This window comes from Streptomyces sp. SAI-170 (genome assembly GCF_049739565.1).
Classification (GTDB): Bacteria; Actinomycetota; Actinomycetes; order Streptomycetales; family Streptomycetaceae; genus Streptomyces.
The window spans coordinates 4,631,140-4,656,199 of sequence record NZ_JBMGQD010000001.1 but is presented as its reverse complement, the minus strand read 5'-3'; the positions used below and the strand labels follow the sequence as shown (position 1 = coordinate 4,656,199).

General features: G+C 71.6%; 25 protein-coding genes and 1 riboswitch. Of the genes, 11 read left to right on the top strand and 14 right to left on the bottom strand.

The features are described from left to right. Window positions 1-285: 285 nt before the first annotated feature. On the top strand, window positions 286-2,250 hold the full coding sequence (locus RKD23_RS20875) for a HelD family protein (protein WP_424858294.1): 1,965 nt from the start codon (window positions 286-288) through the stop codon (window positions 2,248-2,250). A 134-nt stretch (window positions 2,251-2,384) separates the two neighbouring features. On the opposite strand, the gene RKD23_RS20870 is transcribed toward RKD23_RS20875, so the two are convergent. Together RKD23_RS20870 and RKD23_RS20865 are read right to left on the bottom strand one after the other, a co-directional pair. Further along, window positions 2,385-3,077: a copper homeostasis protein CutC gene (locus RKD23_RS20870; RefSeq protein ID WP_424855029.1), complete on the bottom strand. Its 693-nt coding sequence runs from the start codon at window positions 3,075-3,077 to the stop codon at window positions 2,385-2,387. A 92-nt stretch (window positions 3,078-3,169) separates the two neighbouring features. Beyond that, a complete protein-coding gene (locus RKD23_RS20865; protein ID WP_424858293.1) occupies window positions 3,170-3,829 on the bottom strand; it encodes a maleylpyruvate isomerase family mycothiol-dependent enzyme in 660 nt (219 codons plus the stop codon). 57 nt (window positions 3,830-3,886) lie between these two features. On the opposite strand from RKD23_RS20865, the gene RKD23_RS20860 reads away from it, so the two are divergent. Together RKD23_RS20860 and RKD23_RS20855 are read left to right on the top strand one after the other, a co-directional pair. Next, window positions 3,887-4,531, top strand: a complete 645-nt coding sequence (locus RKD23_RS20860) for a hypothetical protein (protein ID WP_424855028.1) — start codon at window positions 3,887-3,889, stop codon at window positions 4,529-4,531. A gap of 26 nt (window positions 4,532-4,557) precedes the next feature. Beyond that, window positions 4,558-5,652 carry a GNAT family N-acetyltransferase gene (locus tag RKD23_RS20855; protein ID WP_424855027.1) on the top strand — a complete coding sequence of 365 codons (1,095 nt, stop codon included), beginning with the start codon at window positions 4,558-4,560 and terminating at the stop codon, window positions 5,650-5,652. A gap of 11 nt (window positions 5,653-5,663) precedes the next feature. Here RKD23_RS20855 and RKD23_RS20850 read toward each other — a convergent pair whose 3' ends face one another. Then, window positions 5,664-5,930, bottom strand: coding sequence for a DUF4031 domain-containing protein (locus tag RKD23_RS20850; protein WP_424855026.1), 267 nt, complete (start codon window positions 5,928-5,930; stop codon window positions 5,664-5,666). Next, complete coding sequence (locus RKD23_RS20845) at window positions 5,927-6,307, bottom strand: hypothetical protein (protein WP_404041795.1); 381 nt, start codon at window positions 6,305-6,307, stop codon at window positions 5,927-5,929. The genes RKD23_RS20850 and RKD23_RS20845 overlap by 4 nt, the downstream gene beginning before the upstream one ends. A gap of 56 nt (window positions 6,308-6,363) precedes the next feature. On the opposite strand from RKD23_RS20845, the gene RKD23_RS20840 reads away from it, so the two are divergent. Then, window positions 6,364-7,299: a MurR/RpiR family transcriptional regulator gene (locus RKD23_RS20840; RefSeq protein WP_424855025.1), complete on the top strand. Its 936-nt coding sequence runs from the start codon at window positions 6,364-6,366 to the stop codon at window positions 7,297-7,299. A 140-nt stretch (window positions 7,300-7,439) separates the two neighbouring features. Beyond that, window positions 7,440-8,366 carry an N-acetylmuramic acid 6-phosphate etherase gene (gene murQ / locus RKD23_RS20835; RefSeq protein WP_424855024.1) on the top strand — a complete coding sequence of 309 codons (927 nt, stop codon included), beginning with the start codon at window positions 7,440-7,442 and terminating at the stop codon, window positions 8,364-8,366. Here murQ and RKD23_RS20830 read toward each other — a convergent pair. Further along, window positions 8,338-8,985 (bottom strand): dihydrofolate reductase family protein, encoded by a 648-nt coding sequence (locus RKD23_RS20830; protein ID WP_424855023.1) that lies wholly within the window; start codon window positions 8,983-8,985, stop codon window positions 8,338-8,340. The genes murQ and RKD23_RS20830 overlap by 29 nt on opposite strands. 84 nt (window positions 8,986-9,069) lie before the next feature. Here RKD23_RS20830 and RKD23_RS20825 point away from each other — a divergent pair, with 84 nt between their 5' ends. Next, window positions 9,070-9,639 (top strand): hypothetical protein, encoded by a 570-nt coding sequence (locus tag RKD23_RS20825; protein ID WP_424855022.1) that lies wholly within the window; start codon window positions 9,070-9,072, stop codon window positions 9,637-9,639. 3 nt (window positions 9,640-9,642) lie between these two features. Here the strand turns inward: RKD23_RS20825 and RKD23_RS20820 are convergent, their stop codons facing one another. From RKD23_RS20820 to thrC, 5 genes are all read right to left on the bottom strand, one after another. Continuing rightward, complete coding sequence (locus tag RKD23_RS20820; protein ID WP_424855021.1) at window positions 9,643-10,770, bottom strand: NADH:flavin oxidoreductase; 1,128 nt, start codon at window positions 10,768-10,770, stop codon at window positions 9,643-9,645. Window positions 10,771-10,942: 172 nt separating this feature from the next. Continuing rightward, window positions 10,943-12,565 (bottom strand): chaperonin GroEL, encoded by a 1,623-nt coding sequence (gene groL, locus RKD23_RS20815; protein WP_404041789.1) that lies wholly within the window; start codon window positions 12,563-12,565, stop codon window positions 10,943-10,945. Window positions 12,566-12,909: 344 nt separating this feature from the next. Continuing rightward, window positions 12,910-13,116 carry a cold-shock protein gene (locus RKD23_RS20810; RefSeq protein WP_019057200.1) on the bottom strand — a complete coding sequence of 69 codons (207 nt, stop codon included), beginning with the start codon at window positions 13,114-13,116 and terminating at the stop codon, window positions 12,910-12,912. A gap of 451 nt (window positions 13,117-13,567) precedes the next feature. Further along, entirely contained in the window at window positions 13,568-13,843 is a 276-nt protein-coding gene (locus tag RKD23_RS20805; protein WP_404041788.1) for a MoaD/ThiS family protein, read from the bottom strand. After that, window positions 13,840-15,123 carry a threonine synthase gene (thrC, locus tag RKD23_RS20800; protein ID WP_424855020.1) on the bottom strand — a complete coding sequence of 428 codons (1,284 nt, stop codon included), beginning with the start codon at window positions 15,121-15,123 and terminating at the stop codon, window positions 13,840-13,842. Before thrC ends, RKD23_RS20805 begins: the two co-directional genes overlap by 4 nt. Before the next feature lie 18 nt (window positions 15,124-15,141). Then, a riboswitch (SAM riboswitch) is annotated at window positions 15,142-15,289 on the bottom strand. Window positions 15,290-15,447: 158 nt separating this feature from the next. Between thrC and RKD23_RS20795 the strand changes: the two genes are divergently transcribed. Then, the gene (locus RKD23_RS20795) at window positions 15,448-16,392 is read left to right on the top strand and encodes a glucosyl-3-phosphoglycerate synthase (RefSeq protein ID WP_424855019.1); all 945 of its coding nucleotides are present in this window, start codon (window positions 15,448-15,450) and stop codon (window positions 16,390-16,392) included. Between the two features lie 69 nt (window positions 16,393-16,461). Then, complete coding sequence (locus tag RKD23_RS20790; RefSeq protein WP_424855018.1) at window positions 16,462-17,847, top strand: alpha,alpha-trehalose-phosphate synthase (UDP-forming); 1,386 nt, start codon at window positions 16,462-16,464, stop codon at window positions 17,845-17,847. 413 nt (window positions 17,848-18,260) lie between these two features. Here RKD23_RS20790 and otsB read toward each other — a convergent pair whose 3' ends face one another. The 3 genes from otsB to RKD23_RS20775 all read right to left on the bottom strand — a co-directional run bounded on the left by otsB (window position 18,261) and on the right by RKD23_RS20775 (window position 20,713). Beyond that, window positions 18,261-19,139, bottom strand: coding sequence for a trehalose-phosphatase (gene otsB / locus RKD23_RS20785; RefSeq protein WP_424855017.1), 879 nt, complete (start codon window positions 19,137-19,139; stop codon window positions 18,261-18,263). Window positions 19,140-19,206: 67 nt separating this feature from the next. Continuing rightward, window positions 19,207-19,449, bottom strand: a complete 243-nt coding sequence (locus RKD23_RS20780) for a DUF3263 domain-containing protein (RefSeq protein ID WP_424855016.1) — start codon at window positions 19,447-19,449, stop codon at window positions 19,207-19,209. 10 nt (window positions 19,450-19,459) lie between these two features. Continuing rightward, window positions 19,460-20,713, bottom strand: coding sequence for an ABC transporter substrate-binding protein (locus RKD23_RS20775; RefSeq protein ID WP_424855015.1), 1,254 nt, complete (start codon window positions 20,711-20,713; stop codon window positions 19,460-19,462). Between the two features lie 147 nt (window positions 20,714-20,860). On the opposite strand from RKD23_RS20775, the gene RKD23_RS20770 reads away from it, so the two are divergent. The 3 genes from RKD23_RS20770 (at window position 20,861) to RKD23_RS20760 (ending at window position 24,067) form a co-directional block, all read left to right on the top strand. Beyond that, on the top strand, window positions 20,861-21,805 hold the full coding sequence (locus RKD23_RS20770) for an ROK family protein (protein ID WP_424855014.1): 945 nt from the start codon (window positions 20,861-20,863) through the stop codon (window positions 21,803-21,805). A gap of 98 nt (window positions 21,806-21,903) precedes the next feature. Then, window positions 21,904-23,016: an N-acetylglucosamine-6-phosphate deacetylase gene (nagA, locus tag RKD23_RS20765; RefSeq protein WP_424855013.1), complete on the top strand. Its 1,113-nt coding sequence runs from the start codon at window positions 21,904-21,906 to the stop codon at window positions 23,014-23,016. A gap of 121 nt (window positions 23,017-23,137) precedes the next feature. Further along, window positions 23,138-24,067: a 1-phosphofructokinase family hexose kinase gene (locus tag RKD23_RS20760; protein ID WP_424855012.1), complete on the top strand. Its 930-nt coding sequence runs from the start codon at window positions 23,138-23,140 to the stop codon at window positions 24,065-24,067. Between the two features lie 11 nt (window positions 24,068-24,078). Here the strand turns inward: RKD23_RS20760 and RKD23_RS20755 are convergent, their stop codons facing one another. After that, window positions 24,079-25,047, bottom strand: a complete 969-nt coding sequence (locus RKD23_RS20755; protein ID WP_424855011.1) for a carbohydrate-binding protein — start codon at window positions 25,045-25,047, stop codon at window positions 24,079-24,081. Window positions 25,048-25,060 lie beyond the last annotated feature (13 nt).

Sequence of the window (25,060 nt, the reverse complement as noted above, 5' to 3'; positions counted from 1 at the left end):
TCCGACCTCGTCCGACCCCAGAGGGAGCGGGCCCCCGAGGGCGGGACCGTGCGTCCCCTAGGGGACGGGAAAACCGTTGGCCTCCGCCCCGGCGGCTGCCCTACAATCGCCGCTCTTGCCCGCCTCCCCTCGCCGGAGCGCCGTCGGCCGGACGGAAACCGGTCGGCATCCCGCAGCCACCCGTCCAGCAGGTCCCACGGAGGCACCCCCTTGTCCACGCCCGCTGTCGATCCCCTCTCCCGAGAGCGCTCCCACCTGGCCTCCTCCCGTGCCGCGCTGCGTGCGATGCGCGAGGACGTGGAGTCCCTGGACATCCGCGACGTGACCGCGAACTGGGTCAACGCCGAGGTCCTGGCCCGCCAGATCGAGGACCGCATCAAGGCGCTGGCCGACCTCAGCGACACCCCGCTGTTCTTCGGCCGCCTCGACTTCCTGCACGCGCCCGGGGCCGAGCAGGCCGAAGGAGCCGAAGGGGAGCGCTTCTACATCGGGCGGCGGCACGTCCACGACGCCGACGGCGACCCGATGGTCATCGACTGGCGTGCCCCGGTGTCGCAGCCGTTCTACCGCGCGTCCAAGAAGGACCCGATGGACATCGCGCTGCGCCGCCGCTTCGGCTACACCGGCGGCGACCTCACGGCGTACGAGGACGAGCACCTGTCCGACCCGGCCGAGGCGGCGAAGACCAGCAAGCTGCTCCAGCAGGAGATCGAGCGCCCGCGTGTGGGCCCGATGCGGGACATCGTCGCCACCATCCAGCCCGAGCAGGACGAGATCGTACGGTCGGGCCTCGGCGGCACGGTGTGTGTGCAGGGCGGCCCCGGCACCGGCAAGACGGCCGTCGGTCTGCACCGGGTCGCGTACCTGCTGTACGCCCACCGCGAGCGCCTCGCCCGCACCGGCACACTCGTCATCGGACCCAACAAGTCCTTCCTCCACTACATCGAGCAAGTCCTCCCCGCCCTCGGCGAGTTGACCGTCCGCCAGGCCACCGTCGACGACCTGGTGGCGCATGTGGAGGTGCGCGGCACGGACGACGCGGCCGCCGCTGTCGTCAAGGGCGACGCGAGGATGGCCGAGGTGCTGCGCCGGGCCCTGTACGCGCATGTGGTCATGCCGACCGAGGCGGTGGTGGTCGTGCGCGGCTCACGCCGCTGGCGCGTCCCGGCGTACGAGCTGGAGGACATCGTCCGCGAGCTGCTGGACCGCGGTCTGCGCTACGGCGCCGCCCGCGAGGCCCTGCCGCAGCGGATCGCGCACGCGGTGCTGGTGCAGATGGAGGGGGCCGGTGAGGCCCCGGACGACCGGGTCCAGGACGCGGTGGCCCGCAACAGCGCGGTCAAGGCGGCCGTGAAAGCCCTCTGGCCGGCCGTCGACCCGGCGAAACTCGTCCTGCGGCTGCTGACGGACGCGGACTTCCTCGCCGTACACGCCGACGGCATCCTCGACGAGGACGAGCGCAAGACGATCCTGTGGGCGAAGCCGGTGCGGTCGGTGAAGTCGGCGAAGTGGTCGCCGGCCGACGCGGTGCTGATCGACGAGGCCACCGACCTGGTGGAGCGCACGCACTCCCTCGGGCATGTGGTGCTGGACGAGGCGCAGGACCTGTCGCCGATGCAGTACCGGGCGGTGGGGCGGCGCTGCACGACCGGCTCCGCGACGGTCCTCGGCGACCTCGCACAGGGCACCACCCCCTGGGCGACGCGCAGTTGGGAGGAGGCGCTGGCCCATCTCGGCAAGTCCGACGCGGTGATCGAGGAACTGACCGCCGGTTTCCGTGTCCCGACGGATGTCATCACCTACGCCTCCCGGCTGCTGCCGCACATCGCGCCGGGGCTCACGCCCGTGGCCTCGGTCCGGGAGAACCCCGGGTCCTTCGAGGTCCGCGCGGCGGAGGGGGACACCGCGGTGATCGAGGCCGTACGGGATTCCCTGCGGCGGGAGGGGTCGATCGGCCTCATCGCCGCGGATGCGCGTGTCGCTGGACTGGGCCGGGCGTTGGAGGCGGCCGGGATCTCCTACCTGGACCCCGGTGAGGAGACGACTCCCGACACGCGGCTGACGCTGGTGCCCGCGTCTCTCGCCAAGGGTCTGGAGTACGACTATGTCGTGCTGGACGAGCCGCAGGCCGTCGTGGACGGCGAGCCGGACGAGCGGACGGGGTTGCGGCGGCTGTACGTGGCTCTGACGAGGGCGGTGTCGGGGCTGATCGTGGTCCACGGGGCGCCACTGCCGTCCCAACTGGCCTGAGTGTTGCGGCTGCGGGCCGTGTGTGGCTGGTCGCGCAGTTCCCCGCGCCCCTGGGGGCGTGCCCTAAGGGGCGCGGGGAACTGCGCGAGCAACCCACGATCACCCGCAGCCCGATGACGACAATGCGGCCCCCTTCAGTCCGCGTCCAGCACCCGCCGCCACTCAGCGACAGCCGACACCGACACCACCCCCGCCCAACCCGCGGAGCGAGCCGCTCCGCCGATGTGGAACGCGTCGATCCCCGCCTCCCGCAACCGCGGTACGTGCTCCAGCTGCAACCCGCCCCCCACGAGGATCTGCTGCTCGTACCCCGGCTCGCCCTGCCGCGCGGCCTCCGCGACCAGCGTGGGCAGGCCGTCGTCGACCCCGGCGGCCGCGCCTGCGGTCAGGTAGGTGTCCAGGCCGGGCAGCCCGTCCAGCTGCTTGCGCAGGGCGTCCCGGTCCGAGGCCCGGTCGATCGCGCGGTGGAAGGTCCAGGGACACCCGTCCAGCTCGGCGACGACCCGTTCGACGGCGTACATGTCGACAGCGCCGTGGGCGTCCAGGAAGCCGAGGACGAACTCGCTCGCCCCGGCCCCCCGCATCCGATGCACGGCGTCGACCAGCAGGCCGACCTCCCCGGCGGCGAACCCGCCCGCGAGCCGCAGCATCACGCGCAGCGGGATGTCGACGGCGGCGCGGATCGCGGCGACGGTCGCGGCCGGCGGGGTGAGCCCGTCGGCGGCCATGTCGGTGACCACCTCAAGGCGGTCCGCGCCTCCGGCCTGGGCGGCGATCGCGTCCTCGGCGTCGAGGGCGATCACCTCCAGGACTGCACGCGTGCTCATAGGACCCCTTCCGTCGGTGTTCCCTGGAGCGGCTACAGGTCTAGTCCAATCTCAGGGTACGTCGGGAAGGCGCCGGGCCGCGAGATCGCCCTTCAGCCGAAGATGTTCAGTTCGTCGGCCTCCACCCCGGCCAGCTCGTAGGAGGCCCCGTTCAGCGGCCGCCCGGCGTACAGCCGGACCAGCGTCGGCGCGTCCCCGATGTAGCGGGCCGGCGTCCGCTCACCGCTGGCCTCGCCCAGCCGCAGCGGCTCGTCGGCGTCGTCCAGGTCGGCGTGCAGCGGCACGTGCCCCTTGGCCCGGGTCAGCCAGGCCAGCAGGGCGAGGGCGTGCGGGAGGCCCGGGCCGGCGTAGGCACCCGGCTCGCCGAACGCCTCGCGCACGTCCCCGGCGTGCACCCACTCCCCCAGCGCGACCATGTCCAGCCGTCCGCCCGCCTTCACGATCGCCGCCCCGGCCTCGGTCATCCCGCGCTCCAGCTCGTCGACGACCTGCTGGTTGCTCCACCCGGCCCGCTCGGCGATGTCCCGGTCGTTCGACTCGGGCGAGAACACGCCCTCCTCGAACCGGCTCTCCACCACCCGCATCAGCGCCGACGAACAGTGCGCCAGCACATCGCGCACCGACCAGCCCGGACAGGCGGCGGTGGGAATCGCGAAGTCCTCGTCGGGGCGCCGCCGCAGCAGGGGAATCAGCGCGTCCCGCTCGGTGACGAGCAGTCGTGCGGGCAGTTCGGGGTCATGTACTTCAGCCATGTCAGTCATACGGCCACGCTAGGTCTGCCCCGTCCTCCCACGCGGGAGAATGGCCGCATGGCCGATCTCGACGTCCTGCGTGCCCGTTTCGCCCGTGCCCTCGAGGGCGCCCGCGGTCCCGGCGGTGGCCCCGACCCGGTGCCGTACGCCGACAACCTGCTCACCCGCTGGCAGGAGCCGCAGCGGCACTACCACACGCTCGCCCACCTGGTCGCGGTGCTGGACCACGTCGACACGCTGGAGCGGTACGCCGCCGACGCGGACGTCGTACGGCTGGCGGCCTGGTTCCACGACGCGGTGTATCTGCCGGACCGCTCGGAGAACGAGGACCGGTCGGCCCGGCTCGCCGAGCGTGCGCTGCCCGAGGCGGGGGTGTCCGACGCCAAGACCGCCGAGGTGGCGCGGCTGGTGCGGCTGACCGTGACGCACGACCCGGGTGAGGAGGACTTCGACGGGCAGGTGCTGTGCGACGCGGACCTGGCGGTCCTGGCCTCGCCGCCGTCGGCGTACGCCGCGTACACCGCCGCCGTACGCGAGGAGTACCACTTCGTGCCCAACGACGCCTTCCGCACGGGCCGTTCGGACATTCTGCGCCAACTTCTGGACCTGCCCCGGCTGTTCCACACGCCCTTCGGGCAGAAGCACTGGGAGGCCACGGCCCGCTACAACCTGCGCGGTGAGCTGGAAATGCTGTCGACCTGAGGCGAAGGGCCGCCTAGCCTGCCCGCATGCGATTCATGGGTGCGGAACGGGTGGAAGAGGCGGTCGCGAGCTGCGCGGCACTGCTGCGGACGGTGGTCGGGGAGGACTGGTCGGGCACCAAGGCCGCTGGCCTGGACTGGAGTTGCCGGGAGACGGTCACACACATCGCCAGCGACCTCATCGGATACGCCGGCAACCTGGCCGGACGGCTCAAGTCGTCGTACGCGCCCTTCGACATCACCGTCGACGGCGACGAGAACGGCAACTACAAGGCCGACAACGCCGGCCAGATCGAGGTCGTCGAGGTCATGGGCGCCCTGTTCTCGGCGACCTTGCGCACCACCCCGCGCGCGGCGCGCGGCTTCCACCCGTACCCCTTCCGCAGCGCGAACCGCGACGGGTTCGCCGCGATGGGCATCGCCGAGGTGCTGCTGCACACCCATGACATCGCCCGCGCCTTCGACACGCCGTACGAGCCGCCCGCCGAGATCGCCGAGTACGTCCTGACGACCATCTTCCCGAGCGTCCAGCCGGGTCCGGCCCCGTGGCCGACCCTGCTGTGGGCGACCGGCCGCGGCGACCTGCCCGGCCGCGAGCCGGTCACCGGCTGGCGCTGGTCCAACAACCACGTCATCCGGGCCGACCGCCTCGCCCTGGAGGGCGTCACCCCCGCCGCCGCGGCCGACCTCCAGGGCGGCGGCGACGGCGGCTTCGACTGGGTCGAGGACGGGCCCTTCGAGGGCACCCGGGTCGCCTCCCAGATGCTGTGGCAGGCGTACGAGGCGGGGATGCACCGCCCCGAGTTCGGTGTGTACGTCCTCGTCCGCGAGGAGGACGACCGCGCGGTCGGCGGCATGGGCTTCCACGGCGCGCCCGACGAGCAGGGCCGGGTGGAGGTCGGCTACGACCTCGCCGAGTCCGCCCGCGGCCAGGGCTACGCCACCGAGGCGCTGGGCGCGCTGACCCGCTGGGCGCTGGCGCGCGAGGACGTCACGACGCTGGTCGCCACCGTCGACCGGGACAACCTCGCCTCCCAGTCGGTCGTCACCCGCACGGGCTTCGTCCAGGTCGGCGAGAAGGGCGACGCCGGCGAACTGCTGGTGTTCGAGCTGAAGGGCTGACGGGCTGACGGCTACGCGCTGTTGCTCTTCCTGCGCCGCAGCCCGGCGCCGTGCAGCAGCCGCACCACCTCGCGGCTGCTGACCTCCACGGCGCCGGCCCGTACCACGTCCGGGTAGCGGTGCGCGGGGATGTCGTAGTGGTCGCGTTCGAAGGCGCGGCGCGGCACGCCCAGCCGGTCGGCGAAGGCGTGCAGTTCGTCGTAGGAGACATCGCTGACCAGGTGGGACCACATCCGGCCGTGCCCCGGCCACTGGGGCGGGTCGATGTAGACGGTCACGAGGACGTGGCCCCGCCGGCCGCGCCCAGCGTGCCGACGCGGGCCACCCGCACCCCGGCCTTGTGGCACACCCAGTGCGGGTCGGGGCCCAGTTCGGGCTCGACGTCCAGCGAGTGCGGGTCGCCCGAGCCGCACACCGGGCACAACGGCCAGCGCCCGTACCGCTCCAGGAGCGCGTCCTGGACGTCCTGGGCGACCAGCCCGGCCACATAATGGGCGCCCTCCGGCCACTGCTCCACCCACCAGCGGCGCTGCGCGACGGACTCCTCGACCAGCGAGACGACGTCCGCCTCGGCGACCCGTCCTGCCATGAGGTCGGCGAGCACCAGTGCGCGGGCAGCGTGCAGGGCCTGTTCCAAGGGGCTGAGGGCTTCCATAGCTCCCATTGTGCGCACTCTTGACCGCGACACCGAGCCGAAAATATCTTTCACGGGTGACCCGTGTAGTGAAGGAAACTTTCTCCCCGTCGGGCGGCGGCTCCTCTTCGGGCGGCGACACCCCGCCCGCCCCGGCCGCCCTCGCCGCCAAGGTCCGCACCCTCGCCCCCTCGATGACCCGCTCCATGCAGCGTGTCGCCGAGGCCGTCGCGAGCGACCCGGCCGGCTGCGCGGCCCTCACGGTCACCGGCCTCGCCGGACTGACCGGCACCAGCGAGGCGACCGTCGTGCGCACCGCCCGCCTCCTCGGCTACCCCGGCTACCGCGACCTGCGCCTCGCCCTCGCCGGCCTCGCGGCCCAGCAGCAGTCGGGGCGCGCGCCCTCCATCACCACCGACATCGCCGTCGACGACCCCATCGCGGACGTGGTGGCGAAGCTGGCCTACGACGAACAGCAGACCCTCGCCGACACCGCCGCCGCCCTGGACACCGTGCAGCTCGGCGCCGCCGTCACCGCGGCCGCCTCCGCCCGCCGCATCGACGTCTACGGCATAGGCGCCTCCGGCCTGGTCGCCCAGGACCTCACCCAGAAGCTCCTGCGCATAGGCCTCATAGCCCACGCCCACAGCGACCCCCACCTCGCGGTGACCAACGCGGTGCAGTTGAGGGCGGGTGACGTGGCGATCGCGATCACCCACTCCGGCTCCACCGGGGACGTCATAGAACCCCTCCGCGTCGCCTTCGAGCACGGCGCCACGACCGTCGCCATCACCGGCCGCCCCGACTCCCCGGTCACCCAGTACGCCGACCACGTCCTGACGACGTCCACGGCCCGCGAGACAGAGCTGAGACCGGCCGCGATGTCGTCACGGACCAGCCAACTCCTGGTCGTGGACTGCCTGTTCGTAGGAGTCATGCAACGCACCTACGAAACGGCGGCCCCCGCCCTGGCAGCGTCGTACGAGGCACTGGCACATCGCCATCGCCGCTGAGCGGGACGCGCCTTTCTTGGGGGCGCGGGGCTGTGTCGATTCTGCGGCTCCGCCGCGGGGCGCGACCAGCCACACACAACCCGCACGCACGCACAACGATCAAGCCCTACGGTCTTAGGAACCCGGAGAGAGCCGCCCCCATGACCCCCGAAGACCTCCACCTGGACACCCTCACCACAGAAGCCTTCCGCCCGGAACTGGCAGAGATCGACCGCCTGCCCACCCTTGAGATCGCGCGCCTCATGAACACAGGGGACGCGACGGTCCCGGCCACGGTGGCCGAACACCTGCCGAAAATCGCGGCCGCCATCGACGCCGTGAGCCACCGCATGGCAACCGGAGGCCGCCTGATCTACGCCGGCGCCGGCACCGCCGGCAGACTCGGCGTCCTGGACGCCTCCGAGTGCCCGCCGACCTTCAACACCGACCCCGCCCAGGTCATCGGCCTGATCGCGGGCGGCCCCCAGGCGATGGTGACTTCCGTCGAGGGCGCGGAGGACTCGAAGGAGCTGGCGCGGGCGGACTTGGACGCCCTCAAGGTCTCCCCCGACGACACGGTGATCGGCATCTCGGCCTCGGGCCGCACCCCGTACGCCGTGGCGGCGGTGGAGCACGCCCGGTCGCTGGGCGCCCTCACCGTGGGCCTGTCCTGCAACACGGGCAGTCCGCTGGCGGCCGCCGCCGAGCACGGCATCGAGGTCGTGACGGGCCCCGAGCTGATCACCGGCTCGACGCGGCTGAAGGCGGGCACGGCCCAGAAGCTCGTCCTCAACATGATCTCGACGATCACGATGATCCGGCTGGGAAAGACGTACGGGAACCTCATGGTCGACGTACGGGCCTCGAACGAGAAGCTGCGCGCCCGCTCCCGCCGTATCGTCGCGCTGGCCACCGGGGCCACGGCCGACGAGATCGAAGCCGCGCTGGCGGCGACGGACGGTGAGGTGAAGGACGCGATCCTCACCATCCTCGCGGGTGTGGACGGCCCGACGGCCGCCCGCCTCCTGGAGGAGTCGGGCGGCCACCTGCGTACCGCGCTCACTTCCGCCAGAACAGATGGTGCGTGACCCCGCTGGGGCTGGGCACGACCTCCAGGTGGAAGCGGTCGAGGAGCTCGTCGGGAGACTCCCAGAGCCGTACGCCCGCGCCGAGTTTCACGCCCGGGGAGACGGCCACGTGCAGCGTGTCGACGAGGTCGGCCTCCAGGAACTCCCGCACGGTGGTGGCCCCGCCGCCGAGCCGCACGTCCTTGCCCTGCGCGGCCTCCCGGGCCAGCCGCAGCACGGTGAGCGGATCACCTTCGACGAAGTGGAAGGTGGTGTCGGACAGGGTGAACGAGGGCCGTGGATAGTGCGTCATCACGAACACCGGCGTACGGAACGGAGGCTCGTCGCCCCACCACCCCTTCCACTCGTGGTCCTGCCACGGACCCCGCTGGGGCCCGAACTTGTTGCGCCCCATGATCTCGGCCCCGATGTTCCGGGCGAAGTCACGCGTGAAGTAGTCGTCGAGGCCCCGGCTCCCCCCGGGGTCGGTCCGGTTGGGCCAGCTCGCGGTGGCCCCGGCCCACGAGAACATCGGCGACGGGTCGGCATGCCCGAACGGCCTCTCCAGGCTCTGCCCCTCCCCGGTCGCGAAGCCGTCCGCCGAGACGCAGAAATTCTGGACACGCAGCAACTGACTCATGTGGTTCCTCCTGAAGTCGTCTCCAGGACTCAGACCGGGAAGCCACCGGAAACTCATCGGCGGCACGTCCTATCCTGGGACAACATGAACCACGCCCAGCTCACCGCTCTCGGCCGTGCCCTGCGTCTCCTCGGGGAGCACGGGGAGGCGCTGACCGCCGACACGCCCGACGCCAGGCTGCACGAGGTGAAGGGGGATCTGCGGCGGGCCCTGGACCTGCTGGAGGAGGGCATCGGCACGGCGGCACCCGCCACGCGCTGTGCCGAGCACCCGAACGGGCCGGTCGACAGCGCGGCGCCCGACCTGTGCCTGCTGTGCGAGACGCGGCGCAGGGCGGCCCGGCGCGCCGAGATCAACGGTCCGGCCGCGTCCCGGCCCGCGGAGAACGCGCCGTCCAGGTATGGGGTGCGCGGCGACCGGCCACAGCCCCAGCAGCGATGGCTGCCGGAGCTGTGGAACGGCCAGGAGTGGCAGCTGTGCGGCACGCCCCGGCGGGACCGCCGCGAGGCGGAGCTCTACCTCGCGGCCCAGCGGCGCGGCCCCCGGGCCGCGATGGCGTACCGGCTCGTCCACGAGTTCACCGACTACGAGGTGCTCCGCGTCTGGGGCACCCCGGTCCGCGTCGACATCGAGCCGCTGAACGGCAGCCTGTGACGGTCAGCTGAGGGTCTTCAGCGCGGCGGCGTCGTACGGCTTGAGCTCGGCCGTCCGGTCGGCGAGCACCTTGGCCGCCCACTCCGGGTCCTGGAGCAGCGCGCGGCCGACGGCGACCATGTCGAACTCGTCGGACTCCATCCGGTCCAGGAGGTTGTCGATGCTGCCGAGCGGCGCGCCCTCGCCCACGAAGGCACCCATGAAGTCGCCGTCGAGGCCGACCGAGCCGACGGAGATGACCTGCTTGCCGGTGAGCTTCTTCGTCCAGCCGGCCAGGTTCAGGTCGGAGCCGTCGAACTCGGGGAGCCAGTAGCGCCGGGTGGAGGCGTGGAAGACGTCGACGCCGGCCGCCGCGAGCGGGGTGAGGACGGCCTCCAGCTCCTCGGGCGTCTCGGCGAGGCGGGCGGTGTAGTCCTGCTGCTTCCACTGCGAGTAGCGGAAGATGACGGGGAACTCGGGGGAGACGGCCTCCCGCACCGCGGCGACGATCTCGGCGGCGAACTTGGTGCGGGCCACAGCGTCACCGCCGTAGGCGTCGGTACGGCGGTTGGTGCCGGCCCACAGGAACTGGTCGACGAGGTAACCGTGGGCGCCGTGGATCTCCACCCCGTCGAAGCCGATGCGCTCGGCGTCGGCGGCGGCCCGCGCGAAGGCGGCGATGACGTCGTCCAGGTCCTGCTGGGTCATGGCCTTGCCGGTGGGCTCGGCGCCCGCGGTGACCAGGCCGGAGGGGCCCATGGCGGGGGCGTCGGGGAACGGGCCGTCGCCCTGGTTGCGGACCATGCCGATGTGCCACAGCTGCGGGACGATCGTGCCGCCGGCCGCGTGCACGTCCTCGGCGACCTTCGCCCAGCCCGCCAGCTGCTCCTCGCCGTGGAAGCGCGGGACGCGGCGGCTGTTGCCGGCCGACTCGTGGCCGACGTAGGTGCCCTCGGTGACGATCAGGCCGACGCCGGCCGCGGCGCGGCGGGCGTAGTAGGAGCGCACGTCCTCACCCGGTATGCCGCCCGGGGAGAACATGCGGGTCATCGGGGCCATCACGATCCGGTTGGGGACGGTGAGGCCGTTCAGCGTGATCGGCCGGGACAGCACCGCGGCGGCGCGGGAGGCGGGGGACTCGGTGACGCTCACGTAGAGGCTCCTCAGGTCGTGCACCGGTGAAACCGGTCGGTATGTGAGTGCGCATTCTTGCAGGTTCTTAAGTACCTGCCTATGACCCCGGACACGCCGAAGGGCGGCACCCCCTGTCAGAGACAGGGAGTGCCGCCCTCTTGCGCAGGACTGCCGCTGATCCTCGGAAGGATCAGAAGTCCATGTCACCGCCCGGCATGCCGCCGCCGGCCGGCGCGGCGGCCTTCTCCGGCTTGTCGGCGATGACGGCCTCGGTGGTCAGGAACAGCGCGGCGATGGAGGCGGCGTTCTGCAGGGCAGAGCGGGTCACCTTCGCCGGGTCGATGATGCCCTCGGCGATCATGTCGACGTACTCACCGGTCGCGGCGTTGAGGCCGTGGCCGACGGGAAGGTTGCGCACCTTCTCGACGATGACGCCACCCTCGAGACCACCGTTGGCGGCGATCTGCTTCAGCGGGGCCTCCAGCGCGAGCTTCACGGCGTTGGCGCCGGTCGCCTCGTCACCCTCGAGCTCCAGCTTCTCGAAGACCTGGGAGGCCTGGAGCAGGGCCACGCCACCACCGGCGACGATGCCCTCCTCGACGGCCGCCTTCGCGTTGCGGACGGCGTCCTCGATGCGGTGCTTGCGCTCCTTGAGCTCCACCTCGGTGGCGGCACCGGCCTTGATGACGGCCACGCCGCCCGCGAGCTTCGCCAGGCGCTCCTGGAGCTTCTCGCGGTCGTAGTCGGAGTCGCTGTTCTCGATCTCGGCGCGGATCTGGTTCACGCGGCCGCCCACCTGCTCCGAGGAGCCGGCGCCGTCGACGATGGTGGTCTCGTCCTTGGTGATGACGACCTTGCGGGCGCGGCCCAGGAGGTCCAGGGTCGCGTTCTCCAGCTTGAGGCCGACCTCCTCGGAGATGACCTCGCCGCCCGTGAGGATGGCGATGTCGCCGAGCATGGCCTTGCGGCGGTCACCGAAGCCCGGGGCCTTGACGGCGACGGACTTGAAGGTGCCGCGGATCTTGTTGACGACCAGGGTCGACAGGGCCTCGCCCTCGACGTCCTCGGCGATGATCAGCAGCGGCTTGCCCGACTGCATGACCTTCTCCAGGAGCGGGAGCAGGTCCTTGACCGAGGAGATCTTGGAGTTGGCGATGAGGATGTACGGGTCCTCGAGCACCGCCTCCATACGCTCCATGTCGGTCGCGAAGTAGGCGGAGATGTAGCCCTTGTCGAAGCGCATGCCCTCGGTGAGCTCGAGCTCCAGACCGAAGGTCTGCGACTCCTCGACGGTGATGACGCCTTCCTTGCCGACCTTGTCCATCGCCTCGGCGATGAGCTCGCCGATCTGCGTGTCGGCGGCGGAGATGGAGGCGGTGGAGGCGATCTGCTCCTTGGTCTCGACCTCCTTGGCCTGGTCGAGCAGCGCACCGGAGACGGCCTCGACGGCCTTCTCGATACCGCGCTTGAGAGCCATCGGGTTGGCACCGGCGGCCACGTTGCGCAGACCCTCGCGCACCAGCGCCTGGGCGAGAACGGTGGCGGTGGTCGTACCGTCGCCGGCGACGTCGTCCGTCTTCTTGGCGACTTCCTTGACCAGCTCGGCGCCGATCTTCTCGTACGGGTCCTCGAGCTCGATCTCCTTGGCGATGGAGACACCATCGTTGGTGATCGTGGGGGCGCCCCACTTCTTCTCGAGGACGACGTTGCGACCCTTGGGGCCGAGCGTCACCTTGACGGCGTCCGCGAGCTGGTTCATGCCGCGCTCGAGGCCGCGCCGCGCCTCCTCGTCGAACGCGATGATCTTGGCCATGTGAAGTGGTCCCTCCAGGACTGGGGGTGATTCCTTCGGACCGCGCCCGCGCCCGCGACGGACGGCCTGCCTGCCCCGTGGTTCCTTGCCCCACTTGGCCTGCGGCCTCACCGACCCGGTCCTTCGTTGTCACTCTCACCTTCAGAGTGCTAACGCAATGATTAGCACTCGCCCCCTGCGAGTGCAAGCGGCTCTCGGGGATCGGGCGGGGCGCTCAGCCGGACGCGAACAGCGGCGGGCGGGACACCGGCGGCACGAGCGGCCGCGGGCAGGACGAAGGGCCCGCACCCCGGGAGGTGCGGGCCCTTCGAAGAAGAACGTCGCGCAGTGAGTCGACGCGTGCTTCAGCTGGTCGCCAGCCGGACCATGTCCGCCTGCGGCCCCTTCTGGCCCTGCGAGATCTCGAAATCGACTCGCTGGCCTTCTTCCAGGGTGCGGTACCCGTCCATCTGAATCGCGCTGTAGTGGACGAAGACGTCCGCACCACCGTCGACCGCGATGAAGCCGTACCCCTTCTCCGCGTTGAACCACTTGACGGTGCCCTGAGCCATGCCTAACTCCCCTATTACTGGCCCTTGCACAGATCCACACTTCGCGGACCCGGGTCAGACCTCACCCCCCATTGGCCGGGGGCGTGCGCCGGAACGCGTCGACCGCGGCTGAATGTATCTGTCCAACTGCCGTCTGCAACAGGTCAATCGGACGAGAATTCAGGACGCAGGCGTTCGGGAGTTTGCCAAGAATTCACCCTGTTTCAGGGCAAGTCGGGCCGCACATAAGGAGCGAAAGGCGCAAAACCGCCGGGCACTTTGGCTGCTTCTCGTCGGTTCTCGACGGATCCTCGAGCGGACTTCATATGCACCCGGCATACGGAGGCGGCGGGCTTCCCCAACTCTACCGTGCTCAACCATGCAGAATTGCCCCCTCCGCTTCTCTCACGGAGGGGGCAATTCGATGAACTCTCGGTGACCACCCTTACCGAAGGTAATGGGCGGGCGGGTCTCAGCCGCCGGCGACCGCCGGAATGATGGAGACGCCGGCCCCGTCCGGGGTCGCGGTCTCCAGCCCCTGCTCGAAGCGCACGTCGTCGTCGTTGACGTACACGTTCACGAACCGGCGCAGCTTGCCCTGGTCGTCGAGCACCCGGGCGGCGATGCCCGTGTGGTTCTTCTCCAGGTCGGCGATGACCTCGGCGAGGTTCGCGCCCTGGGCGGGAACCTCGGCCTGACCGCCGGTGTAGGTGCGCAGGATGGTGGGGATGCGGACGGTCACGCTCATGCGAGGCCAGCCTCTCGGAAGGAGTCCAGGTTGGGGCGGATGGTGGCGGTCAGACCGGTACCGGCCACCGCGTCGAGGGTCTTCAGACCGTCACCCGTGTTGAGGACGACGGTGGTCAGCGAGGGGTCGAGAACACCGCTGTCGATCAGCTTCTTCGTCACACCGACGGTCACACCGCCGGCCGTCTCGGCGAAGATGCCCTCGGTCCGGGCGAGCAGCTTGATCGCGTCGACGATCTGCTCGTCGGTCACGTCCTCCACCGAACCGCCGGTACGGCGCGCGATGTCCAGGACGTACGGCCCGTCGGCCGGGTTGCCGATGGCCAGCGACTTGGCGATGGTGTCCGGCTTCTGCGGGCGCACCACGTCGTGCCCGGCCTTGAAGGCGGTGGACACCGGCGAGCAGCCCTCGGCCTGCGCACCGAAGATCTTGTACGGCTTGTCCTCGACGAGCCCGAGCTTGATCAGCTCCTGGAGCCCCTTGTCGATCTTCGTCAGCTGCGAACCCGAGGCGATGGGCACCACGATCTGGTCGGGCAGCCGCCAGCCGAGCTGCTCGCAGATCTCGTACGCGAGGGTCTTGGACCCTTCCGCGTAGTACGGGCGCAGGTTGACGTTGACGAAGCCCCAGCCCTCGCCCGCCGGGTCGCCGATGAGCTCGGAGCAGAAGCGGTTGACGTCGTCGTAGTTGCCCTCGATGCCGACGAGTTCGCCGCCGTAGACCGCGGCCATGACGACCTTGCCCTGCTCCAGGTCGTGCGGGATGAACACGCACGACCGGAAGCCGGCACGAGCGGCGGCGGCGCCCACCGCGCCGGCCAGGTTGCCGGTGGAGGAGCACGAGAGGGTGGTGAACCCGAAGGCACGAGCGGCCTCGAGGGCCTGCGCCACGACCCGGTCCTTGAACGAGTGCGTCGGGTTGCCGGAGTCGTCCTTGATGAACAGCCCGCCGGTCACGCCCAGCTCGCGCGCCAGGTTGTCGGCCTGCACGAGCTTGGTCCAGCCGGGGTTCAGGTTGGGCTTCTCGGCCACGTCGGCGGGCACCGGCAGCAGCGGCGCGTACCGCCAGATGTTCGCGGGGCCGGCCTCGATCCGCTTGCGCAGCTCTTCGGCGTCGTAGGAGGAGAAGTCGTACGCGATCTCCAGCGGCCCGAAGCACTCCTCGCAGGCGAAGAGGGGTCCGAGGGGCACCTGGTGCCCGCACTCGCGACAGCTCAGCGCGGCGGCCGGCCCGAGGTCGACGGTGGAATCGGTGGAGGTTGCAACAGTCTGCGCAGCCATGTGAGGCGAGGCCCTTTCTCCTCATCTTCCTCACGACGCATCTCGCCGTGAGACGGATTTGGCACCTTCCCTAGCCGGGAGCCTCGCTGCACGAATGTCAGGAGAACCGACTGGAGGGTTGCCGGGGCTTCATCGGGCCGTATCCCTCTGCCCCTCTGGATGAGCGGTATGGAGTTGTCCACGCGGAGGACCCCCGACATGCGATGGTCATCAGCGTTGTTCAAGACTGTAACCGAAGGCCAGGACAGTTGAGATAGCCGTCCGAACCGCGAGATGGATCACTTCCGACCCCCTCGCCGAGAGAACGCAGAGGAGCCGCAGGCTGTGCTGGAAGAAGTCGAGCGCTGGCTGACCACTCGCTCCTGGTCCGTCACCGACCGCCCGCTCCACCAGATCCTGGCCGCGAAGCGCGCGACCGGCCAGACGGTCTCCGTCGTGCTGCCCGCGCTCAACGAGGAGGAGACGGTCGGCGACATCGTCGCGATCATCCGCCACGACCTGATGAACCAGGTCCCCCTCGTCGACGAGATAGTCGTGGTCGACTCGGCCTCCACCGACCGCACCGCGGAGGTCGCCGCGGCGGCGGGCGCCAAGGTCGTCCACCGGGACGACATCCTCCCCCGCATCCCGTCCGTCCCCGGCAAGGGCGAAGTGCTCTGGCGCTCGCTCCTCGTCACCAGCGGGGACATCGTGTGCTTCATCGACGCCGACCTGAAGGAGTTCTCCTCGGACTTCGTCTCCGGCATCGTCGGCCCCCTGCTCACCGACCCCGACGTCGACCTGGTCAAGGGCATGTACGACCGCCCCCTGGCCGGCGCCCAGGGCCAGGGCGGCCGCGTCACCGAGCTGATGGCCCGCCCCCTGCTCAACATGCACTGGCCCCAGCTCGCCGGCTTCGTCCAGCCCCTGGGCGGCGAGTACGCGGCCCGCCGCAGCCTCCTCGAACAGCTCCCCTTCCCCGTCGGCTACGGCGTGGAGCTGGGCATGCTGGTCGACTCGCTGCACCTCGTCGGCCTCGACGCACTCGCCCAGGTGGACGTCGGAGTCCGCAAACACCGCCACCAGGACGGCCAGGCCCTCGGCCGCATGGCGGCGGCGATCTACCGCACGGCCCAGCTCCGCCTCGCCCGCGGTCACCTCATCCGCCCCGCCCTCACCCAGTTCGAACGGGGCGAGGACGGCTTCGAGGCCCGCACCTACTCCGTGGACACCGAGGAGCGCCCGCCGATGCTGGAGATCGCAGAGTACGCGTCACGCAAGGTCGCATGACGCCCGAACTCTCCGTATCCGGCTGATACGCGCGTTTGAGCGTTTCCGGGCCGGGCTAGGTTGAGGGCTATGGCTTCCACGCACGGTGCACAGGTGCTGGTCGCGTCCAACCGCGGCCCGGTCTCGTACGAACTGCGCGAGGACGGCGCGCTGCACGCCAGACGCGGCGGCGGCGGACTGGTCTCCGGCCTCTCCGCCATCGGCCCGGACGCCGGCGCCCTCTGGGTCTGCTCTGCCCTGTCCGACAGCGACCGCGAGGCCGTCCGCCGCGGCGAGGGCGAGCCGGGCGTCCGCATGCTGGACATCCCGGCCGACGTCCACGCCGACGCCTACAACGGCATCGCCAACTCGGTCCTCTGGTTCGTCCACCACATGCTGTACCAGACCCCACTGGAACCGGTCTTCGACGAGGACTTCCGCCGCCAGTGGAGTTCCTACGAGACCTACAACCGGGCCTTCGCGGAAGCGCTCGCCGCCGAGGCCGCCCAGGGCGCGGCAGTGATCGTCCAGGACTACCACCTCGCCCTGGTCCCCGGCCTCCTCCGCGCCCTGCGCCCCGACCTGCGCATCGGCCACTTCTCCCACACCCCGTGGGCCCCGCCCGAGTACTTCCGCATGCTCCCGGACGACATCTCCGCCCAGCTCCTGAAGGGCATGCTCGGCGCGGACCGCCTCGGCTTCCTCACCCACCGCTGGGCGAACGCCTTCACCGCCTGCTGCGAAGAATTCGCCGGCGGCCTGGGCGACACCCGGATCGGCGTCCACGGCCTCGGCGCCGACGCGGACTTCCTGCGCGAACGCGCCCACCGCCAGGACGTGCAGGACCGCATGACGTCCCTCCGCACGGAGATCGGCGAAGGCCGCCGCACCATCGTCCGAGTGGACCGCACCGAACTCTCGAAGAACATCGTCCGAGGCCTCCTGGCCTACCGCCACCTCCTCGACATCCACCCCGAGTGGCGCGAACAGGTCGTCCACGTCGCCTTCGCCTACCCCTCCCGCCAGGACCTCGCCGTCTACCGCGACTACACGGCAGACGTCCAGCGCCTCGCCGACGAGATCAACACCTCCTACGGCACCCCCACCTGGACCCCGGTCGTCCTCCACGTCCAGGACGACTTCGCCCGCTCCCTCGCCGCCTACCGCCTCGCCGACGTCGCCCTCGTCAACCCCATCCGCGACGGCATGAACCTCGTCGCCAAGGAGGTCCCCGTCGTCTCCGACCAGGGCTGCGCACTCGTCCTCTCCCGAGAGGCCGGCGCCTACGAGGAACTCGGCGAGGACGCGCTGGGGGTCAACCCGTACGACATCGTGGGCACGGCCCACGCCCTCCACGACGCCCTCACCATGCCCCCGGCCGAACGCGCCGAACGCACCAAGAGACTCGCCGCCTCCGCCACCGCCCTGCCTCCGGCCCAGTGGTTCCTGGACCAACTGAACGCCCTGACCCACTGAACAGCGCCCCGTCCCTTTCCCGCCGTATGCGACCGCGGGCCGCCGCAGGCTGATCGCGCAGTTCCCCGCGCCCCTGAGGTCGTGGGCCGTTCCCCTCGCATGCGACCGCGGGCCGTCGTGGGCTGGTCGCGCAGTTCCCCGCGCCCCTAAGGGCACGACCGTCAGCCGCGTACGGTCGCGAGGAACCACGGACGGTGGGCGATGGGGCCAGTCGCGTACGGCGGGGAGGGGACGGGACGGGGGGTTGTCCGCCCGCAGCGGCCGGCGGAAACACGGTTCGACCCCCGTAGCCGAGCAGATCGCCGGACCGAGGACGGACAACCCCCCGGCCCGGCCCCGGCCCACCCACACAGCGGATGCGCTACAGCAACCCCCACCGAAGCCGCGCAGGCCGCCGCAGGCATCCGCCCCGGTCAGCCCAGCCGAGACGCGAGCGCGGACAGCAGCTGCACCACACCCGACGGGCCGTCCACCACGACATCCGCCCGTTCGCGCAGCTCGGCGACCTCGTCGCTGCCGCTGCAGACCAGCAGCCCCGGAATGCCGTCGGCGCGGAGCTTGGAGACGGCGGCGAAGGCGGGCAGGTCACCGAGGTCGTCACCGGCGTAGACGACGCACTCCGCGCCGACGGACCGTACCCACTCCTCCAGCGCGACCCCCTTGTCCATGCCCGGCGGCCGCAGCTCCAGCACCATCCGCCCCGGCTCCACGATCAACCCGTGCCGCGCGGCCAACGCCCCGAGCGGCTCCCGCAGCATCTCGAACGCCGCCTGCGGATCCTCCGCCCGCCGCGTATGGACGGCAACGGCCCGCCCCTTCTCCTCCACCCACGTGCCCTGCCACGCCCCGACCCCGTCGAGCACCCCCGGCAGCTCGGCCCGCACCGCCGCGACCCCGGGATGCGGCGCAGGCGCGCTCACGCCCCCGCTCGCCGCGTCCCACCGTTCGGCCCCGTAGTGCCCGAGCACCACGAGGTGCTCGAGCCCGGCCACCCCCGCGAACCCCCCGTACCGCACCGCCACCCCCGCCGGCCGCCCGGTGATCACCGCGACGGACGCCACCCGAGGCGCCAGCCGCGCCAGCGCGGGCGCGGCATCGGGGTGGGCCCGCGCCTGATCGGGGTCCGGCACGATCGGGGCGAGGGTGCCGTCGAAGTCGAGGGCGATCACCGCCTTGCCCGGCCGGGCGAGAAGCGCGTCGAGCCCGACGCGTCCGGCCTCGGTCACAGGCTCCGGCAGAGCTCCCACACCGGCGCTCGCACCTGCACTCGCATCATGCTGATGGCTGCCCATACAGCGACCCTATCCACGCGAGCCCCACGGCACTCACCCCAAGCTCACCGCCAAGCTCACCGCAGGCTCACCGCTCCCCCCGCCGAGCCTCCCGCACCCGCCGCAGCCGATTGACGGTCACCGGATCATGCGCAAGAGCCCGAGGATCGTCCAGCAGGGCGTTCAGGAGCTGGAAGTAGCGCACGGGCGCCAGCCCCAGCTCCTCCCGGATCGCCCGCTCCTTCGCGCCGGGCCCGGCGAACCCCCGCCGCTCCAGCGCAAGGATGTCCCGCTCCCGCTGCCCGAGCCCCTCTGCCCCCTCTGCGTCCATGCGCAGCACACTAGCTGGCGGCAGCCGCCGCATCGGCCTGCGTGGCCTCCGCCTCCAGCCCCCCGAGCACAGCGGACGGACTCCCGCCGGGGGCGACGGCCTTGCCGATGTCCGCCTTCACCGCGGCGCTCACCGAGGCCCAGGACGTCTTGCCCACGGGATAGAACTCGGCGAACTGCAGCTGGTCGAGGAACGGCTTGAGGTCCTGGTCTTCCTCGGCCGCGGACATGACATCCGACGCGGAGTTGGTCACCGGCAGCAGGTCGTACTCACGCGAGAAGGCGAGCACGTTCTTCTCGCTGTAGACAAAATCAAGAAAATCCCCCACCTGGTCCCGGTGCCCGTTCTTCTTGAACGCCATCATCCAGTCGGCGACACCCATCGTGGACTTGGTCTCCCCGTCGGGCCCGGGCATCGGCACCATGCCGAACTTCACGCCCTTCTTCGCGGCCGTCTTCATCAGCGAGGGATGCCCGTTGAGCATGCCGACCTTGCCGGAGGCGAACGCGGCGAAGGCGTCGGCCCGGTTCAGCTTCGCCGGCGCGACCGGCCCGGTCAGGCCCTTGCCGACGAGCTGGTCGCGCAGCCAGGTGAAGGTCCCGACGTTCTCGGCGGAGTCGATGCCGTACGTGCCCAGCGTGTCGGTGTAGCCGCCGCCCCCGCTGAGCAGCCACTGCATGGTCTCGGCCTGTGCCTCCTCGGGCCCGAGCGGCAGGGCGTAGGGGTAGGCGACGCCCTCCTCCTTCAGCGCCTCGGCGTCGGAGGCGAGCTCGGCCCAGGTGGTGGGCGGGGTGAGGCCGGCCTCGGCGAAGAGGGACTTGTTGTAGAAGAGCAGGCGCGTGGACGCGGCGAACGGCATGCCGAACTGCTCTCCGTCGACCTGCCCGGCGTCGGCGAGCTGCCCGGCGAAGTCGGCCTGGGTGGTGATGGAGAGCAGGTCGTCGGCGGTGTAGAGCTGCCCGGCGGCGGCGTAGTCGGCGTACGCGCCGATCTGCGCCAGGTCGGGGGCGTCGCCCGCGTCGACCATCTCCTTGACCTTGCGGTCGACGTCGTTCCACGAGTAGACGGAGACGTCGATCTTCACGCCGGGATGCTCGGCCTCGTACGCGGCGACCAGCTTGTCCCAGTACTTCTTGGAGCTGTTGGCCGCGCTGTCGCCGTAGTCGGCGGCGACCAGCTTCAGGGTGACGTCGTCGGCCCCGCCGCCGACGCCGCAGCCCCCCAGGACCGCCGTCATCCCCAGCGCGACGACCGCCGCGATCATTCCCGTCCTACGCCGCTGCACTACGAAGCCCCAACCCTGCCCGTGTTCCGCTCGGACACCCCACCCGGGTGTCCGCTATCCGAATCAAGGTCTACACCACGCAAGTGGACTAGACCTCTTGTGGGTCCTCGGGCCACACTGTTCCCCGTGAGACATGTCATCGCCCTCGATGTGGGCGGCACCGGGATGAAGGCCGCCCTGGCCGGGCCGAACGGCGAGCTGCTGCACCGGGCACGCCGGGCCACCGGGCGCGAGCGCGGCCCGGACGCGGTCGTGGACGGCATCCTCGACTTCGCCGCCGAGCTCCAGGCGTACGGCGAGCAACACTTCGGCGAGCCGGCCGACGCGGCGGGCGTCGCCGTGCCGGGCATCGTCGACGACACGAACGGCGTCGCCACCTACGCCGCCAACCTCGGCTGGCGGGACGTGCCCCTGCGCGACCTGATGACCAAGCGCCTCGGCGGCATCCCGGTCGCGCTCGGCCACGACGTGCGCACCGGCGGCCTCGCCGAGGGCCGTATCGGCGCGGGCCGGGGCGCCGACCGCTTCCTCTTCGTGCCGCTGGGCACCGGCATCGCGGGCGCGATCGGCATCGACGGCCGGGTGGAGGCGGGCGCCCACGGCTTCGCGGGCGAGATCGGCCACATCGTCGTACGGCACGACGGGACGCCCTGTCCGTGCGGTCAGCGCGGCTGCCTGGAGCGGTACGCGTCCGCGGCGGCGGTGAGCGAGGCCTGGGCCGCCGCCTGCGGGGACCCCGGGGCGGACGCCGCCGACTGCGCGCGGGCCGTCGCGTCCGGCGACCCGAACGCCGTACGAGTCTGGAGCGAGGCGGTCGACGCCCTCGCCGACGGCCTGGTCACCGCGCTCACTCTGCTGGACCCCCGCACCCTGATCATCGGTGGCGGCCTCGCCGAGGCGGGGGAAACCTTGTTCTCACCACTGCGAGACGCGGTCCGGCGCCGTGTCACCTTCCAGAAGCTGCCGACGATCGTCCCAGCCGCCCTGGGCGACACCGCAGGCTGCCTGGGCGCAGGCCTCCTGGCCTGGGATCTCCTCAACCACTCGGACCGTATGGAGGAACCGACGTGACGGCAACCCCCCCAGGGGCGCGGGGAACTGCGCGACAAGCCACGACGCACCCGCAGCCCGCGACGGACGGAACCCCCCTGGTCCTGACCGGAGCCAACGTGGTCCTCCCCACCGGCACGGTAGAGAACGGCCGGCTCATCATCGACGGCCCCCGCATCTCGGACAGGGCACCAGAGAACGCCCGGTCCCTCGACGCCGGCGGCCTTTGGCTGATCCCCGGCTTCGTCGACCTCCACAACCACGGCGGAGGCGGAGCCTCCTTCTCCAGCGGCACGGTCGAGGACGTCCTCAAGGGCATCCGCACGCACCGCGCACACGGCACGACCACCCTCGTCGCCTCCACGGTCACCGACGAGATGGACCTCCTGGTCCGCCAGGCCGGCCTGCTCAGCGAGCTGGCCGAGCAGGGCGACATCGCGGGCATCCACTTCGAGGGCCCGTTCATCTCCCCCTGCCGCAAGGGCGCCCACTCCGAGGGGCTGCTGCGCGACCCCGACCCGGCGGAGGTGCGCAAGCTGATCGACGCGGCGCGCGGCCACGCCAAGATGGTCACCCTCGCCACGGAACTGCCCGGTGGCATCGACTCCGTACGGCTGCTGGCCGAGCACGGCGTCATCGCGGCGGTCGGCCACACGGACGCCACGTACGAGCAGACGGTCGAGGCGATCGACGCGGGCGCGACGGTCGCCACGCACCTGTTCAACGCGATGCCCGCCCTCGGCCACCGCGCGCCGGGCCCGATCGCGGCGCTGCTGGAGGACGAGCGGGTCACGGTCGAGCTGATCAACGACGGCACGCATCTGCATCCGGCGGCGCTGGAGCTGGCGTTCCGTCACGCGGGCGCGGACCGGGTCGCCTTCATCACCGACGCGATGGACGCGGCCGGCATCGGCGACGGCCGCTACATGCTGGGCCCGCTGGAGGTCGAGGTCGCGGACGGGGTGGCCCGGCTGGTGGAGGGCGGCTCGATCGCGGGCTCGACCCTGACCCTGGACCGCGCGTTCAAGCGGGCCGTGACGATCGACCGGCTGCCCGTCGGGGACGCGGTCGCCGCGCTGTCCGCGAACCCGGCCCGGCTGCTGGGCCTGGCCGACTCGGTCGGCTCGCTGGAGCCCGGCAAGTACGCCGACCTGGTGCTGCTGGACGCGGACTTCGACGTCAAGGGCGTCATGCGGCGAGGGGAATGGGTGGTCGATCCCCAACTGGGCTGATTGAGCCGCAGGTCGACGAGACGGTGGCCGGTCCTGGGGCTGGGCCGGTCGCCGTCTCTTTGGCATGATCAGGACTTCGGAAGAAGTCAGTCGGCAAGCGCTTCGGGGGAGGTCGGACCAGGTGATCCTCACGGTCACACCGAACACCGCTCTCGACATCACCTACCGCGTACGGTCCCTGCGGCCGCACGCCTCCCACCGGGTCTCCGAGGTGGTCGAACGCCCCGGCGGCAAGGGCCTCAACGTGGCCCGGGTGCTCGCGGCACTGGGCCACCAGGTGACGGTCACCGGCTTCGCGGGCGGCGGCACCGGGCGGGCGATCCAGGAGCGGCTCACCGCGACGCCGGGCGTGGTCGACGCACTCGTCCCGGTCGCCGGCGCGAGCCGCCGCACGGTCGCCGTGGTCGACGAGTCCACCGGCGACACCACCCAGCTGAACGAGCCGGGCCCGCTGATCACACCGTCGGAGTGGTCCGCGTTCCAGGAGGTGTACGCGGACCTCCTCGTCTCGGCCTCGGCGGTGGCCCTGTGCGGCAGCCTGCCGCCGGGCGTGCCGGTGGGGGCGTACGCCGGTCTCGTACGGACCGCTCGGGCGGCGGGGGTGCCGGTGCTGCTGGACACGGGCGGGGAGGCGCTGCGCCGGGGTGTGGCCGCGCGCCCGGACCTGATCAAGCCGAACGCCGACGAACTGGCCGAGCTGACCGGTTCGCACGAGCCACTGCGGGCCACCCAGGACGCCCGCAGACGCGGCGCCCGCTCGGTGGTGGCCTCACTGGGCGCCGAGGGCCTCCTGGCGGTGACCCCGGAGGGCCGCTGGCGTGCCGCTCCGCCCGCGCGGGTGCCCGGCAACCCGACGGGCGCGGGCGACTCGGCGGTGGCGGGCTTGCTGTCGGGCCTGGTGGAGAACCTCCCCTGGCCGGACCGCCTGGCCCGCGCGACGGCCCTGTCCGCGGCGACCGTCCTCGCGCCGGTGGCCGGCGAGTTCGACCGGACGGCGTACGAGGAGCTGCTGGGCCGGGTGTCGGTGACCGCGGAGGCCACCGCGGCCTAGCAGGCGCTTCGCTACTCGGTGACCTGGCCCTGCTTCACCCGCAGCCGGTCCAGCAGGACGTCGCACTTGTCGCCGGTGCCGCAGGTGATGGTGAGGGTGTTGGTGCCCTTGCTGAGGGTCGGGTAGGCGTAGGTGGTGGTCCAGCCCTTGGAGAAGTCGCCGGCGGGGGCGCCCGCGTAGTTCTTCATGCTCAGCTTGGTGCCGAACTCCTTGCCGTTGACGAAGAGCGTCATCGACTGGTCCGCGCCCGCGGTGCTGTAGTCGGCGAAGAGGGTGTAGCTGCCGTCCTCGGGGATGCCGTCGACGGTCCAGGTGACGGACGCGCCGGGCTGGTTCAGGCCGGTGATGTACACCCCGCCGTCGGACTTGGCGCCGGGCACGTCCGTGGCGGTGGCGACTCCCGGCGACAGCCGCAGCGTCTTGGCGTCGGTCTCCAGCGGCTCCATCGCCTCCTCTTCGCTGGAGCTGGCCGAGGGGCTCGGCTCCTCGCTCTGCGAGACGGACGGGGAGGGGCCTGCCTGGTCGCCCTTCTCGTCACCCTCGGCGTCGCCGCCGCCGACCATGGCGACGCCGATGCCGATGACGACCGCGGCGACCACCGCGATCGCGCCGATCAGCAGCCCCTTGGTGTTCGGGCCGCGGCCCCGGCCGCCGCCGTTGCCGCCGTACGCCTGCTGCGGCGCGGTGGGCGCGCCGCCGGGCAGGGTCTCGGGGGCGGCGTAGTGCGGGTTCGGGCGGCCGTAGGTGCCCTGCTGCTGGCCGTAGGCGGCCTGCTGGGGGATCTGCTGGCCGTAGGAAGGGGCGGCGCCCTGCTGCTGGCCGTACTGGCGTTCGCCGACCGTCCGCACTCTGCTCACGGAGTTCGGGTAGCCGTAGCCGCCGGAGGGCGGCTGGGCGCCGTTGGCCTGACCGTCGGCGTAGAGGTAGCCGAACGGGTCGTCGTCCTCGGGCGTGCTCGCGCCGTTGTTGCCGGGCGTCATCCCTTGGTACTCC